At 71.5% G+C, this 14,618-nt stretch carries 10 protein-coding genes; 8 read left to right on the forward strand and 2 right to left on the reverse strand.

Annotation, left to right across the window (positions count from 1 at the left end):
• The 5 genes from SM757_RS33365 to SM757_RS33385 form a co-directional block, all read left to right on the forward strand.
• On the forward strand, positions 1-1,153 hold a 1,153-nt coding region (locus SM757_RS33365), incomplete at its 5' end, for a TolC family protein (RefSeq protein WP_322468631.1).
• The gene (locus SM757_RS33370) at positions 1,150-1,737 is read left to right on the forward strand and encodes a hypothetical protein (RefSeq protein ID WP_322468632.1); all 588 of its coding nucleotides are present in this window, start codon (positions 1,150-1,152) and stop codon (positions 1,735-1,737) included. The genes SM757_RS33365 and SM757_RS33370, both read left to right, overlap by 4 nt.
• A gap of 406 nt (positions 1,738-2,143) precedes the next feature.
• Positions 2,144-3,295, forward strand: coding sequence for an efflux RND transporter periplasmic adaptor subunit (locus SM757_RS33375; protein WP_322468633.1), 1,152 nt, complete (start codon positions 2,144-2,146; stop codon positions 3,293-3,295).
• Positions 3,296-3,308: 13 nt separating this feature from the next.
• Positions 3,309-6,425: an efflux RND transporter permease subunit gene (locus SM757_RS33380; RefSeq protein WP_322468634.1), complete on the forward strand. Its 3,117-nt coding sequence runs from the start codon at positions 3,309-3,311 to the stop codon at positions 6,423-6,425.
• Positions 6,426-6,481: 56 nt separating this feature from the next.
• A complete protein-coding gene (locus SM757_RS33385; protein WP_066334997.1) occupies positions 6,482-6,916 on the forward strand; it encodes a hypothetical protein in 435 nt (144 codons plus the stop codon).
• Positions 6,917-6,923: 7 nt separating this feature from the next.
• Here the strand turns inward: SM757_RS33385 and SM757_RS33390 are convergent, their stop codons facing one another.
• Positions 6,924-7,991, reverse strand: a complete 1,068-nt coding sequence (locus tag SM757_RS33390; RefSeq protein ID WP_157118864.1) for an alpha/beta fold hydrolase — start codon at positions 7,989-7,991, stop codon at positions 6,924-6,926.
• Positions 7,992-8,186: 195 nt separating this feature from the next.
• On the opposite strand from SM757_RS33390, the gene SM757_RS33395 reads away from it, so the two are divergent.
• Together SM757_RS33395 and SM757_RS33400 are read left to right on the forward strand one after the other, a co-directional pair.
• Positions 8,187-10,022, forward strand: a complete 1,836-nt coding sequence (locus SM757_RS33395; protein WP_322468635.1) for a diguanylate cyclase — start codon at positions 8,187-8,189, stop codon at positions 10,020-10,022.
• Positions 10,023-10,273: 251 nt separating this feature from the next.
• The gene (locus SM757_RS33400; RefSeq protein WP_322468636.1) at positions 10,274-12,190 is read left to right on the forward strand and encodes a galactose oxidase-like domain-containing protein; all 1,917 of its coding nucleotides are present in this window, start codon (positions 10,274-10,276) and stop codon (positions 12,188-12,190) included.
• Here the strand turns inward: SM757_RS33400 and SM757_RS33405 are convergent.
• On the reverse strand, positions 12,177-13,070 hold the full coding sequence (locus SM757_RS33405; RefSeq protein WP_322468638.1) for a ketopantoate reductase family protein: 894 nt from the start codon (positions 13,068-13,070) through the stop codon (positions 12,177-12,179). The genes SM757_RS33400 and SM757_RS33405 overlap by 14 nt on opposite strands.
• A gap of 363 nt (positions 13,071-13,433) precedes the next feature.
• On the opposite strand from SM757_RS33405, the gene SM757_RS33410 reads away from it, so the two are divergent.
• On the forward strand, positions 13,434-14,546 hold the full coding sequence (locus tag SM757_RS33410) for an exonuclease/endonuclease/phosphatase family protein (protein WP_322468637.1): 1,113 nt from the start codon (positions 13,434-13,436) through the stop codon (positions 14,544-14,546).
• Positions 14,547-14,618: the final 72 nt, after the last annotated feature.

The raw sequence follows: 14,618 nt of genomic DNA on the forward strand, positions 1-14,618 counted from the left end.
GGCCGCCGCGCCGGCCACGCTGCGCGACGCGCTGGCGCTGGCTTGGGCACGCTCGCCCGCCGGCCAGGCCCTGCCCGCGCGCGGCGAGCAGGCGCAGGCCGCCGCCGAGCTGGCCCGCGGCCTAGCGCCCGGCGCGCCGCGCGTGAGCCTGAGCGCGCTGGACGACCGCTTCAACCACCGCGCCGGCCGCCGCGAGCTGGAGGCCGAGATCGGCGTGCCGCTGTGGCTGCCGGGGCAGCACGAGGCGCAGCGCTCCGTCGCGCAGGCCCAGCTCCAAAGCCTGGCCGACGACGGCCAAGCGCGCCGCCTGCAGCTTGCCGGTGAGCTGCGCGAAGCCTGGTGGCTGCTCGCCGCCGCGCGCGAAGACGCCGCGCTGCAGCAGCGCCGGCTGGCATCCGCCCGCGCGCTGCAAGCCGACGTGGAGCGCCGCCAGCGCGCCGGCGAGCTGGCGCGCACCGATGCCAACAGCGCCGCGGTGGAAACGCAAGGCGCCGAAGCCGCGCTGGCCGACGCGCGGCTGCTGGAGCGCCTGGCCGCCGACCGGCTGAGCGCGCTCACCGGCGCCCATGCCCCCGCCGTGCTGACGGCCGAGCCCGCGGTAGCGGCTCCGCCAGACGCCGACGCCGTGCATCCGCGCCTGGCCGCGGCGGCGGCGGCCGTGCGCGTGGCGCAGGCGCGGCTGCAATTGGTGGAGCGCAGCGCGCGCGAGGCGCCGGAGGTGTCGGTGCGGCTGCTGCGCGAGCGCGGCGCCGCCGACGAGCCCTATGCCACCGCCGTGGGCGTGCGGCTGAGCGTGCCGCTGGCCTCCGCGCCGCGGCGCTTGCGCGACAGCGCCGAGGTGCGCGCCGAGCTGCTGGAGGCGCAGGCCACCGAGGCGCAGTTGCAAACGCAATGGGCGCTGGAGCAGCAGGCGGCGCAGCGCGAGCGCGACGCGGTTGAAACCAAGGCCGCGCTGGCCGCGCGCCGCGCCGCGCTCACGGCCGACACGCTGGCGCTGATCCACAAATCCTTTTCATTGGGCGAAAGCGATCTGCCCACGCTGCTGCGCGCCCGTGCCGCGGCCTTCGACGCCGAGAGCGACGTGCGCCGGCTCGAAGTTGCCCGCGCCGCCGCTTTGTCTCGCCTGCGCCAAGCCCTTGGAGTGCTGCCATGACCCGTTTTTTCCTGTTTTCCCTGGGCCTGCTGTTGGGCTTCGTCGTCACCTCGGTGTTCGCCCACGGGGGCGAGGACCACGGGCCGCCCGCCGTGGTCAACGCCCGGCCGCTGCTGCCGCGCGTGACGGCGCACTCCGAGCTGTTCGAGCTGGTCGGTGTGCTGGAGCCCGGTGGCCGGCTGCTGCTGTGGCTGGACGCCGCAGCCGACAACGCGCCCGTGGCCGGCGCGAGCGTGGACGTGGAGGGCGCGGGCGCCAACGCCAAGGCGGCCGAGCTCTCGGCCGGCGTCTACGAGATCAAGCTGCCGCAGGCCCCGGCCGTTGGTCAGCACCCGATGACGTTCACCGTGCAGGCGGGCAGCGACATGGACTTGTTGGGCGCGCCGCTGGTGGTGGCGCCAGCCGCCGCGCCTGCGCACGGGCCTGCGGATGCGCCCGCAACGGTGCCCGCTGCGGGCGAGGGCACGCCGCGCACGGCCTGGCTGCAGCCGCTGGGCTGGATCGCGCTGGGCGCGGCCGGCATGGGAGCGGCGATGGCCGCGATGTCGGCGCTGCGGCGGCGGCGCGTGGCGGGTGGACGGTGAGGGAATGACCGTGGTCAAGAACGAAAACCAGGCCGCTCGCCGAGTGGCCTGTCGCATCCCGCAAGCGCCCACGGTTCGCCGTTGGCTGGTCCTTGCATCCCGGGAACAGGAGCGTCTCGCTCCCCACTTCGTCATTCCCGCGAAGGCGGGAATCCAGGCGGCCCCACGCTGGAGCGAAGGGGCGACGCAGGAAAAGCGCGGTTTGGACCTTGTGACGCCGGCTCATGAGCTGGCGGCCGGCTTGAGGGCCGCCTGGATTCCCGCCTTCGCGGGAATGACGGCTCGGGGGACGCCGCAGGCCAGTCTCCGGCTGGCGGCTATCAACCTTCCCCGGACAGCAGTGCGCCTGCGCGGGGATGACGACAGGGTGGGGTTGGCGCATCGGCTTGCGGCTGGTGTCCACCGCGTGGCGCTCGCTGCACTGCTGTCCCTGACTGCCCTTGCCCCCACCGCCCACGCCCACGGCGACGAGGACCATTCCCACGAGGCGCCCAAGGCGGCGATCCCCGTCAACAAGCCGGCTGCCAACGCCGCCGACGCCGCCCCGGCCGGTGCTGCATCGCTGGAAGCCTCTGCCCGCCTGGCCGACGGCAGCCTTTTCGTGCCCAAGCACGTGCAGCGGCTGCTGGCCGTGCGCACGGTGCCCGTCACCGAGGGTGCGCTCTCGGCCGCCGTGGAGCTCAACGGCCGCGTCGTCACGGAGCCCGGCAGCGGCGGGCGCATCCAGGCCACGCAGGCGGGCACGGTCGTTCCGGCCGGCAAGGGGTTTCCCGCGCTGGGCCAGAAGGTGCGCAAGGGAGAGGTCGTCGCCTGGCTGCGCCCAACGGCCAGCTCGCTGGAGCGCGGCGACCGCGTCGGCCAGCAGGCCGAGTTGGGCGCCCAAACCGCGCTGGCCGAGCGGCGCATCGCGCGGCTGGAGCAGCTCGAAGGCTCCGTGCCGGCCAAGGAGATCGAGGCCGCCCGCGTGGAGCTGCAGGCGCTGAAGAAACGCCAGGCCGCGCTCGCCGCCGCGCTGGACGCGCCGCAGCCGCTGGCCTCGCCCGTGGACGGCGTCATCAGCGCCGTGGACATCGTCGCGGGCGAGGTGGTGGACGCCAAGGCGCTGCTGTTCGAAGTGGTCGATCCCACGCGGCTGGCCGTCGAAGCGCCGGCCTACGACTTGGAGCTGCCGTCGAAAGTCTTGTCAGCCGAAGGGCTGGCCGGTGGTCGCCTGTTGAAACTGCAGGTGGCTGGCGCGGGCCGGCTGCTGCGCGACCAGGCGCTGCCCATGCGGTTCCGCGTGCTGGATGCCGCCGCGCCGCTGGCCGTGGGCCAGCCGGTGAAGGTGACGCTGCGCACCCGAGGCACGGCGCAGGGCGTGGCGCTGCCGGCCTCGGCCGTCACGCGCAATGCCGCCGGTGAGACGGTGGTGTGGGTGCACGAGGACCCCGAGCGCTTCGAGCCGCGCCGCGTGCGCCCGCAGCCGCTGGGCGCGGACACGGTGGCCGTGCGCGAGGGCCTCAAGGCGGGCGAGCGCGTCGTCACCAGCGGCGCGGCGCTGCTGGCGCAGGTGCGCTGAAGGGGCCGCGCGCATGTTCGACCGCATCATCCATTTCAGCCTGCGCCAGCGCCTGTTCGTGATGGGCGCGGCGCTGGCGCTCATGGCCTTCGGCCTGATCAGCCTGCAGCGCATGCCCGTGGACGTGTTCCCGGCGCTGGACAAGCCCACGGTGACGCTCATGACCGAGGCCGGCGGCATGGCGCCGGAGGAGGTGGAGCAGCTTGTCACCTTTCCCATAGAGGCCGGCATGAACGGCATGCCCGGCGTCACGCGCGTGCGCTCCACGTCCGGCATCGGCCTGTCGGTGGTCTACGTCGAGTTCGAGTGGGGCACGGACATTCACCGCAACCGCCAGCAGGTCAGCGAGCGGCTCAACCTCGTGCGCGAGCAACTGCCGCCCGGCGTGGTGCCGCAGCTTGGTCCCATCGCTTCCATCATGGGCGAGGTGCTGCTGCTGGCGCTGCCGGCCGATCCGGCGCAGGTCAGTCCCATGGCGGTGCGCGACTACGCCGACACCGTGGTGCGCCCGCGCCTGCTCACCCTGCCCGGCGTGGCGCAGGTGGTGACCATGGGCGGCCAGGTGCGCCAGTGGCGCGTGGAGGTGAACCCGGCGCAGCTCAGCGCCCTGGGCGTCACGCAGGAGCAGCTCACGGCCGCGCTGCGCGACTTCGGCGCCAACACCAGCGGCGGCTTTCTCGAAGCCCAGGGGCGCGAGCTGCTGATCCGCCAGATCGGCCGCAGCACCGACGTGCAGGCGCTGCGCAACCTGGTGGTGGCGGTGAGGGACGGGCAGCCCATCCTGCTGCGCCAGCTCGCCGACGTGCAGGTCGCGCCCGCCGTCAAGCGCGGCGACGGCAGCTACGCGGGCAAGCCGGCCGTGATCCTCTCGGTGCAGAAGCAGCCGGACGCCGACAGCGTGCGCCTCACCCGCGCAGTGGAGCAGGCCATGGAGGAGCTTGCGCGCAGCCGGCCGGCCGGCGTGCAGGCGCCGCAGTTCCTCTTCCGCCAGGCCGATTTCATAGAGCGCTCCATAGGCAACGTGGCCGAGGCGCTGCACGATGGGGCGGTGATGGTGGCCATCGTCCTCTTCGCCTTCTTGCTCAACGCGCGCACCACGCTGATCTCGCTGGCGGCCATCCCGCTGTCGCTGCTGGTCACGGCGGTGGTGTTCCGCTGGCTCGGTCTGTCCATCAACACCATGACGCTGGGGGGCCTGGCCATCGCCATTGGCGAGCTGGTCGACGACGCCGTGGTGGACGTGGAAAACGTGCTGCGCCGCCTGCGCGAAAACCGCGCGCTGGGTGAACCGCGGGCGGTGCTGGAAGTGGTTGCGGATGCCTCCAAGGAGGTGCGCTCCGGCGTCGTCTACGCCACGCTGATCGTGGTGCTGGTCTTCCTGCCGCTGTTCGCGCTGCCGGGCATGGAGGGGCGGCTGTTCACGCCGCTGGGGTTGGCCTACATCGTTTCCATCCTGGCCAGCATGGTGGTGGCCACCACCGTCACGCCCGTGCTGTGCTTGTGGCTGCTGCCGCGCATGAAGCGGCTGCACGTGGGCGACAGCCCGCTGGTGCGCCGGCTCAAAAGCTGGGACGCGCGGCTGCTGGCCTGGTCGTTCAGGCACGACCAGGCGCTGCTGTCGGCGGCCGGCCTGGCCGTGGTGCTGGCCGCGCTGGGGGCGTTGAGTTTCCCGCGCACCTTCCTGCCGCCCTTCAACGAGGGCACGCTGACGGTGAACGTGCTGCTCAACCCCGGCACCTCGCTGGAGGCGTCCAACCACATAGGCACGCTGGCCGAGCAGCTCGCGCTGCAGGTGCCGGAAGTCACGCACGTGGGCCGGCGCACCGGCCGCGCGGAGCTGGACGAGCATGCCGAGGGCGTGCACTACACGGAGATGGACGTGGACCTGCGCCCGTCCGGGCGCCCGCGCGAAGCCGTGGTGCAGGACTTGAGAGCGCGGCTGGCCGTGCTGCCGGCCTCGGTGAGCGTGGGCCAGCCGATTTCGCACCGGCTGGACCACCTGCTCTCCGGCGTGCGCGCGCAGATCGCGCTCAAGGTCTATGGCGACGACCTGGACACGCTGCGCGGCCTGGCCGAGACGCTGCGCGGCCGGCTCGCCGCCATTCCCGGCGTGGCCGACCTGCAGGTGGAAAAGCAGGTGCTCATCCCGCAACTGAAGATCCGGCTGGACTACGAGGCCGCCGCCCGCTTTGGCGTGGCGCCCGGCGCCGTGCTGCGCAGCCTGGAGCAGCTCATCGAGGGCGAGCGCGTCACGCAGCTCATCGACGGCCCGCGCCGCATGGACCTGCTGGTGCGCCTGCCGGAAAGCGCCCGCGGCGCGCAGGCGCTGCGCGACCTGCTGATAGCGACGCCCACGGGCCCCGTGCCGCTGTCCGCCCTGGCGCAGGTGGAGGAGGGCGAAGGCCCCAACCAGATCGGCCGCGAGAACGCGCGGCGGCGCATCGTGATTTCCGCCAACGCGGGCGGGCGCGAGCTGTCGGCCGTGGTGGGCGACATCCGCGCGGCGCTGGCGGCCACGGCGCTGCCGGCGGGCTACTTCACGGCGCTGGAGGGGCAGTTCCAGGCGCAGGAGGAGGCGTCGCGGCTGATCGCGCTGCTGGCGCTGGTGTCACTGACCTTGATCTTCGGCGTGCTGTATGCGCGCTACCGCTCGGCGGTGCTGGCGCTCATCGTGATGGGCAACATCCCGCTGGCGCTGGTGGGCAGCGTGGCGGCGCTGTGGCTGACGGGCCAGCCGCTGTCGGTGGCGGCGCTCGTGGGCTTCATCACGCTCACGGGCATTGCCACGCGCAACGGCATCCTCAAGCTGAGCCACTGGATCAACCTGTGCGCGTTCGAGGGCGAGCGCTTCGGCGACGCGCTGATCGTCCGCGGCTCGCTGGAGCGCCTCACGCCCGTGCTCATGACGGCACTGGTGGCCGCCTTCGCGCTGGTGCCGCTGCTGCTGTCGGCCGACGCGCCGGGCAAGGAGGTGCTGCACCCGGTGGCCGTCGTGATCTTCGGCGGCCTGGTCAGCTCCACGCTGCTGGACACCTTGTTGACCCCCTTGCTGTACCGCCGCTTCGGCCGTGTGCCGACCGAGCGGCTTCTCGCCGCGCGCGAGGCGGGCACGCCCGCGCAGGCCTTTTGACGCGTTCCCAACCCCCGTTGTTTGACTTCCTTCCCAACCCGACCAGGAGAAATGCCATGAAAGCCCTCCCATCCCTCATCGCCGCGCTGGCCCTGGCGCTGGGCGGCGCCGCCTTCGCGCACGACGACGCGACGCTGGACAAGATGAAGGCCGCCAACGGCGGCCAGTTGCGCGCCGCCGGAGCGCAGCACTACGAGCTGGTCGTGGCGCCCCCGGGCAGCAAGGGCGAGGCGCTGCCGGTGGCCGTCTACGTCACCGACCATGCCGGCGCCAAGGTGCCGGTGGCCGGCGCCAGCGGCAACGTCACGGTGCTTTCCGGCGGTCAGAAGGCCACGATTGCGCTGCAGCCCGCGGGCGACAACCTGCTCAAGGGCAGCGGCGCCTACGTGCCGGGGCACGATCTGAAAGCCATCGTGTCCGTGACGCTGCCGGGGCAGCCGGCGGGGCAGGCACGCTTCGAGCCGTTCGGGGGCGGCGGGCACAGCCACTGACACCCGCCTATACCGCCCGCTGCGCCCGCGCCGAGCCGATCTCCACCACCGGCGCCAGCGCCGCCTCGGCCAGCGAGCTCGACGTCGCCACCAGCGGCTGCGACATGTGCCAGGCGTCGTAGAGGCCTTCCATCACCGCCTGCGTGTGCGTGTGGTGGACCATGTGGCCGGCGCCGGGCACCAGGTGCAGCCGGGTCTGGGGCAGGCGCTCGTGCAGCCGCTGCGACTGCCAGCGCGTCATCACCAGCAGGTCGCCTTCGCCGGCCACGACCACGGTGGGCACGGCCAGCGCGCCTTCGCGCCGGCGCTGCTTGATGCCCTCCCAGATCATCATTCCCGACTCCGCCGCGCTGGCCTGCAGCGTGTGCGGCCGCAGCGACATCCAGGTCGGAAAGCGCTGCTTGAACGCCTGCGGCACTTGGGCCGGGGCGAAGATGCGGCGCAGCATCAGCGGCCACAGCAGGCGGCCGAGCAGCGGCGAGACGGTGTGGCGCATCAGCGGGCCGATGACCGGCAGCGCGGGCAGGCCCATGAGCGGCGCGTCCAGCCGCGCGCTGGGCGTGTAGTAGCCCGCCACCAGCACCAGCGCGCGCAGGGCCTGCGGCTCGGCCAGCGCCATGGACAGCGCCACCATGGAGCCCCAGGAGTGGCCCAGCACCAGGGGCCGCTGCACGTCCAGCGCGCGCAGCGCGTCCAGGAAGAGCCGCGCCTGGGCGTCCGGCGTCCAGGGGTGCCCCTGGTCCGGCCGCTCGCTGTGGCCGTAGCCCGGGCGGTCGAACACGTAGACGCGGAAGTGCCGCGCCGCGTGCGCCACCAGGCCGCTGATCTCCATCTCCACGGCCGAGGCGCCGTTGCCGTGCAGCAGCACCAGCGGGGGGTGCGCCGCGTCGCCGTGCACCGTGTAGTGCAGCCGCAGGCCCTGCACCTCCACGAACTGCCCCTGCGGCGGGTTTTGCGCCTGCGCCCGCGCCGTCATGACGCGCGTCACCGCCCAAGAGGCGCCGAGCACGGCGGCGGCGCCCAGGAGGCGGGCGATGGGTTTGAAGTTGCGGCGGTCCGTGATGCCGATGGCCATGGGAAAGCCCTCCGGTGAGTTGGTCAGGGGTGTCCCGCGGCAACCGCCATACCCGTCTTGTTGCAGTGCATCACGGCCAGGGGTCTTTGCCGCGGCGTGAACGATTTGCTGGAACCCGCCATGTTCAAGGCGCTGTTTGCGCCTTCTTGTTCCATGTCAAGCGAGGCCGCGCGCCCAACGCTTAGGCTGCCGGCCATGATCCGAGCGTCGCGTCGCCAGTCCGGCAGTTCGTTGGCCGACGCGCACTGGGGTTCGAGCTTGGCTTCTTCCCCGGGCGCGGCGCAGGTCGAGCGTGCACGTCTGCTGTGGCCGGCATGGGCCGCCCTGCTGGCCCTGGCCTGCGCGATCTGGCCGGCCGCGGTGCGCGTGCAGGCGCAGCCCGCGGCGGGCGGCCAGCCGCTGCAGGCGGTGACGCTGCAGCTCAAGTGGAAGCACCAGTTCCAGTTCGCCGGCTACTACGCGGCGCTGCAGCAGGGCTACTACCGCCAGGCCGGGCTGGACGTGACGCTGGCGGAAGCCGGACCCGAGCAGGACAGCGCCACCCCGGTGCTGGAGGGCCGCGCCCAGTACGGCGTGGGCGACTCCAGCCTGGTGCTGCTGCGCCAGTTGGGCCGCCCGCTGGTGGTGCTGGCGGTCGTCCTGCAGCATTCGCCCAACATCTACATCGCGCGCGGCGAGGTGGACCACGTGCACGCGCTCGTGGGCAAGCGCGTGATGCAGGAGGCTTCGGCCGACGAGCTCTTCGCCTACCTGCACAAGGAGGGCGTGCACCCGGAACAGCTCAGGTTCGTGCCGCACGACTTCAGCGCCGCGGACCTGCTCGCGGGCAAGGTGGACGCCATCTCCGCCTACTCCACGGACGAGCTCTTCGACGTGCGCGCTGCCGGCAAGCCCTTCACCGTGCTCACGCCGCGCTCGGCCGGCATCGACTTCTACGGCGACAACCTCTTCACCACCGAAGAGGAAATCCGCCAGCACCCCGCGCGCGCCAAAGCCTTCCGCGAGGCCAGCCTCAAGGGCTGGCAGTACGCCATGGCGCATCCGGAGGAGGTGGCCGACCTCATCCTGGAGCGCTACAGCCGCCGCCACGGCCGCGAGCACCTGCTGTTCGAGGCCAAGGAGATGCAGCGCCTGATGCAGCCGGAGCTGGTGGAGATCGGCCAGGTCAATCCCGGGCGCTGGCTCCACATCGCCGAGGTCTACCAGGAGCTGGGCATGCTCAAGAGCACGGAGCTCAAGGGCTTCATCTACAGCCCGGCCGCGCCACGGCCGTCCAGGCTGTACGTGGCGCTGGCCGTGTTCGCGGCGGCCACGCTGGTGTTGGGCGGCGTGGTGGCCTACCTGCGCCGGCTCAACCACCGGCTGCGCCTGGCGCACTCGGCGCTGCAGGCCCGCGTGCACGAGATCGAGGCGCTGCAGGCCCGGCTGCACGAGCAGGCCGTCCGCGATCCGCTCACCGGCATGTTCAACCGCCGCTACATGGACGAGACGCTGGAGCACGAGCTGGCCCGCGCGCGCCGCTACCACTACCCGCTGGCGCTGGTGATGCTGGACGTGGACCACTTCAAGCGCGTCAACGACACCTTCGGCCATGCCGGCGGCGACGAGCTGCTGCGCCGCCTGGGACGGCTGCTCAGGGAGAACTGCCGGGGCGGCGACATCGCCTGCCGCTACGGCGGCGAGGAATTCATGCTGCTGCTGCCCGGGCTGGACGAGCCCGCGCTGCACGAGCGCGCCGAGTTCTGGCGCTGCAGCGTGGAGGCGCTGTCCATCACCTACGGCAGCGCCACCTTCCACGTGACGGCCTCGATTGGCGTGGCCGTCTTTCCCCATCACGCGCAGGACGTGCCCTCGCTGCAGCGCTGTGCCGACCGCGCTCTCTACGCCGCCAAGACCGGCGGCCGCAACCGCGTGGTCTTCGCCCAGCCGGCCACGGCCCAGGATGCCGGCGCGCTGTCGCTGAACGCCGCACCGTGCCGCGCCGCTGCGGCCTCATCTGCCGAATCTGCTGCAGCGGCCTCCACCGTTTGATCCTGCGCCGGCCTTGCCGCACTGCCGCGCGCCTGGAGCTTTACAAGGCGGCAAACAAATCTCGCCTTGCGTGCAATTGCAAGTGTTTTGAATTGGTCCGAGTTTTGTGATCTGAAAAGCGCAGCAATTCGTTCGTGCACTACATGAAGAAACCTGGGATTTTTTTGGGTTTACCGGGTGAATCACGAGAAACATGCCGCCACAACCCCCGTCGGGATGTGGGGTGTTTAAGGAATTGAATATTCAGCAAGGTGTCGGACCTTGGAAGCGGTCCCGCAAGGGGCCGGCAGATAATGAAACGCAGGCCCGATACGATGATCCGACAAAATCCTCTGGTTATTTTTGCGACCCGTCTTCCCCGGCAAGCCTTGTACCTTTCGATCGTGGCCGCGCTGGCGGCCTGCGGCGGTGGCGGGGGTGGCAGCACGGGTGCGACGCCCGCGAATACCGGGAGCACCGGCAATACGCCAAGTACCGACAATACGCCGAGTACCGGCACTGGTACGGATGCCGGCACGCCCACCAATATGCCCGCGGTGGACGTGGAGGAAACCGACGTGGACGCGCCGGTGGATTTCGGCTCCGGCCCGGTGAGCACGTCCACCGTGCTGGCGGAAACGCTCAGGCAAATGGCCGCCAATGGCGACCTCATGACGGTTTACCGGCCGCAAGCCACTTCCAGCGCGGCATTCACGGCCGGCGCCTTCGGCCCCGCCGTGGCCTGGCCCGTGATGCCCATTCACATGGTGCTGCTGCCCGACGGCCGGGTATTGAGTTATGGCACCGACGATAAAGGCGTGCAGGGCGCGCAATTCAGTTATTCGGTCTGGGACCCGAATTGGAACCCTAACGTGCCGGGTGAAGCCAGCTCGCCCCATCAATTGCTCGCCAACACCACGGGCACGGATTTGTTTTGCAGCACCCAATTGATATTGCCCAGCAATGGGCAGGTTTTGTTGGCGGGTGGCGATCGTATCGTCAACGGCAAGCGCAATTATGCCAATGGCGACCTGAATTTCTTCAACCCGGCCGACAATACCGTACGCAAGGAGGCCACGCCCATGGCCGCGCGCCGCTGGTACGCCACGGCGGTGACCACGTCGCAGGGCGAGGTGGTGGTGATGGGCGGGCGGGACGATTTGTATTATCCCGGCACCAAGACCATTCCCGGCACCAGCGTGAGTTATGCCACCACGCCGGAAATCTACGTGCCCGGCACGGGCTGGCGCACCCTCGCCACGGCCAAGAGCGACGCGGTATTCGGCGCCGTCAACGGCAACAACTGGTGGTATCCGAAATCGTGGCTGGCGCCGGACGGCAAGATTCTCACCATCACGCACGAGGGCAATTTCCACGCGCTGGACCCGGCCGGCACCGGCACGCTCACGCAGTTGACCGGCAAGCTGCCTGGTGCCAACTGGAATTTGCCGTCGCTGATGTACGCGCCGGGCAAAATACTTTCGGTGCGCAACGACAATATCGTGTCGCTGGTGGACATCAACGGTGCGCAGCCTGTGATCTCACGCACCACCAACCCGATCAGCACCGGCCGCAAATGGGGTTTTGCCACCGTGCTGGCCGACGGTTCGGTGTGGTTCAACGGTGGCTCGGTCAATGCCAACGCGCTGGCGGATGCCGTCAAGACCACGGAATTGTGGAATCCGGCCACGGGGCAATGGACCATGGCGGCCAACGCGCAAAAACCCCGCATGTACCACAACGCCTCGCTGCTGCTGCCCAGCGGCGCGGTGCTGACCGGCGGCGGCGGATCGCCCGGGCCGGTGCGCAATCTCAATGCCGAGGTGTATTTCCCGCCCTATTTGTTCAACCCCGACGGCAGTTGGGCCGCGCGGCCGGTGGTGAATGCGGCCCCCACGGCGGTGAGCCGGAACAGCAGTTTCGCCGTCACCATGGGCAATACCACGGCGGTGGAAAAGGTGGTGATGGTGCGCACCGGCTCCGCCACCCATTCCTTCAACAACGAGCAGCGCATCAAAACCCTGCCGTTCACCCAGAACGGCACGGCGCTGACGGTCTCGGCGCCCACCAGCGCCACGGAAATGCCGCCGGGCTATTACCTGATGTTCGTGCTCCAGAAAAACCCGCTGGCCCCGGCGGACGCGAACCGGCTGGTGCCTTCGCAGGCGCGCATCGTCAAGCTGTCGTGACGGCGCAGCGCCCCTCCAGCAGCTTCACCAGCGCGTGCAGCAGCCGGTTGACCGGGGTGGGAATGCCCAGCGCGGCGCCGCGGCGCAGCACATAGCCGTTGAGGTGGTCGATTTCGCTGGGCTTGCCTCGGGCCACGTCCTGCGCCGTGGAGGAGACCTGGCCCGGCATGGTCGACGCGATGCGGTGCACGGCGGCGTGGAGGTCGCCGTGCACCTGCACGCCGTCGGCGGCGGCCACGGCCAGGCACTCGGCCACCACGTCGTCCAGCGCTGCCGGCACGCCCTCGCCCTGCGCCAGGCGGCCGTAGGGCATTTGCGTGATGGCCGACAGCGCGTTGTAGGCGCAGTTGATGACCAGCTTGGCCCACAGCGCGCCGCGCACGTCGTCCGACACCTCCGTCGGAATGCCGGCCTCGCGCAGCAGTTGCGCCACCGCCTCGCTGCGGCGGCTGCGCTCCATGACCAGCTCGTTGCGGCCGAAGTGGCGCACGTGCCCGGGCCCGGCCATACCGGTGGCCACGTAGACCACCGTGGCCGCCACCTCGTGCGCGGGCAGCGCGGCACGCAGCCGCTCGGCGTTGTCCACGCCGTTCTGCATCGACAGCAGCACCGCATCCGGTGACAGGTGCGGCGCGAGCTGCGCCGCGGCCGTTTCGGTGTCGGTGGACTTCACCGTGAACAGCACCAGCGAGGCGCCGCGCACGGCGGCGGCGTCGGTGTCGGCCTCCACGCGCAGGTGTCCATCGAAACCTTGCATTTCCAGCCGAAGGCCTTGTTCGCGCACGGCCTGCACGTGCTGCGGCCGGCCTATGAGCACCACCTCGTGCCCCGCGCGCGCCAGCAGCGCGCCATAGAAGCAGCCCACGGCGCCGGCCCCCATGACGGCGATGCGCGTGGCCGGCGCGCCGCCCGCGGGGGCGTGCGGCGTGGTGGAGGCGGTGGGTGGGGTCGGCGGCATGGCGGTGGCTCAGGTGGTTGTGGACGGGCGGCCATGGTAGGCGGCTTGAGTGCAAACGCTGCGCAGGGGCGGGGCCCATGCACAACGCGCCGGCGACAACCCGCAAAGGCCCGCCCTTCGCACGGTGCTGTCCAGCGCCATCCACGTGCAGGGGTGGGTTCGCTGAGCCCGCCCCGTGGTGGAAACGCCTGGAATCACCCGCCGCCAGGCCCCCGCGCCACCATCCTCACGCTGCGCCGCCGGCAAGCACGCGTGGCGGCGGTCAGCGTGCGAGGAGCATCGAGCATGCACAAGCGATTTCGCGGGAGGGTCCTGGCCATGCTGGCCGCCGTCGCCGCCTGGCCCATGGCCGGCCAGGCCCAGACGGACACCGGCAGCACCTTGGGCGTGATGACCTACAACGCCGGCCAAGGCACGGATTTCGCCGCGCTGCTGCGCGCCCGCGATGCCGAGAGCTACCACCTGGCCGTGGCCCAGACGCTGCGCCAGGTGCAGGCCACGCAGCCCGCGGCGCGCATGCGCGCCGTGGCGGCGCAGATTGCCAAGGTGCGCCCCGCGCTGGTGAGCCTGCAGGAGCTCAACCGCTGGAAGACCGCACCGTTCAATCCGGCCACCGGCCGTTGCGCCGCGGGCACGGTGAGCCTGGACATGCTGGAGGACCTGCGCGAGGCGCTGCGCGCCCAAGGCCTGGACTACCGCGTGGCCGCGCAGGTGGCGGCCTTCAACCCGCGGCCGCTGCTGGGCCGGTTCGGCGAGGGCGCGCTGCAGTGCGTGCAGGTGCTCGGCCGCAACGTGATCCTGGCCCGCGCCGGGCTCTCCAACACCGTCTTCCAGTGGCGCAATCCGCGCGCGGGCCGGCTGGACGCGCCCGCACAGCCCCAGGACGACGGCAGCGGCACGCCGGCGCCCGTGGGCACCGTGCCCACGGGGCAGGCCTGGGTGTCGGTGGAGGCGCAGCTGAGCGGCCGCTGGCTGCGCCTGTTGGGCGCGCAACTGGACGAGCGCGACGCCCAGCGCCGCCGCGACAACGGTGCCGCGCTGCGCGCCGTGGGTGCCACCGGTGCGCTGCCCGTGGTGCTGGCCTTCTCGGCCAACGCGCAGGCCGCGCCGGCCCCGGCCGATGACGCCTACACCGACTTCATCGCCGCCGGCTGGATCGATGCCTGGCAACTGCGCCACCCGGGCTTGGCCGGCTACACCTGCTGCCAGGCGCCGTCGCTGGACAACCGCTTCTCGCGCCTGTCCAGCCGCACGGACCTGGTGTTGCTGCGCGGCGCGGTGCAGGCGCCGCGGCTCAGCCTGGTGGGCGCCTGGAACGAAACACGCACGCCCACCGGCCTGTGGCCTTCGGACCACGCCGGCGTGATGGCCCAGGTGGTGCCGGACACGGCGCCCTGACGCCGCGCGGCGCCGCCGGGAGCGCTGCGGTCCGCGCTCCGTCCCGCCCTGGTTCCGCTTGACGCCGCTCAA

The sequence above is a fragment of the Azohydromonas lata genome, from assembly GCF_034427735.1.
Lineage (GTDB): Bacteria > Pseudomonadota > Gammaproteobacteria > Burkholderiales > Burkholderiaceae_C > Azohydromonas > Azohydromonas lata.

Coding starts and splice junctions, on each gene's coding strand:
- SM757_RS33370 (WP_322468632.1), top strand. CDS start 1,150: ATGACCCGTTTTTTCCTGTTTTCCCTGGGCCTGCTGTTGGGCTTCGTC.
- SM757_RS33380 (WP_322468634.1), top strand. CDS start 3,309: ATGTTCGACCGCATCATCCATTTCAGCCTGCGCCAGCGCCTGTTCGTG.
- SM757_RS33385 (WP_066334997.1), top strand. CDS start 6,482: ATGAAAGCCCTCCCATCCCTCATCGCCGCGCTGGCCCTGGCGCTGGGC.
- SM757_RS33390 (WP_157118864.1), bottom strand. CDS start 7,991: ATGGCCATCGGCATCACGGACCGCCGCAACTTCAAACCCATCGCCCGC.
- SM757_RS33395 (WP_322468635.1), top strand. CDS start 8,187: ATGATCCGAGCGTCGCGTCGCCAGTCCGGCAGTTCGTTGGCCGACGCG.
- SM757_RS33405 (WP_322468638.1), bottom strand. CDS start 13,070: ATGGGGGCCGGCGCCGTGGGCTGCTTCTATGGCGCGCTGCTGGCGCGC.
- SM757_RS33410 (WP_322468637.1), top strand. CDS start 13,434: ATGCACAAGCGATTTCGCGGGAGGGTCCTGGCCATGCTGGCCGCCGTC.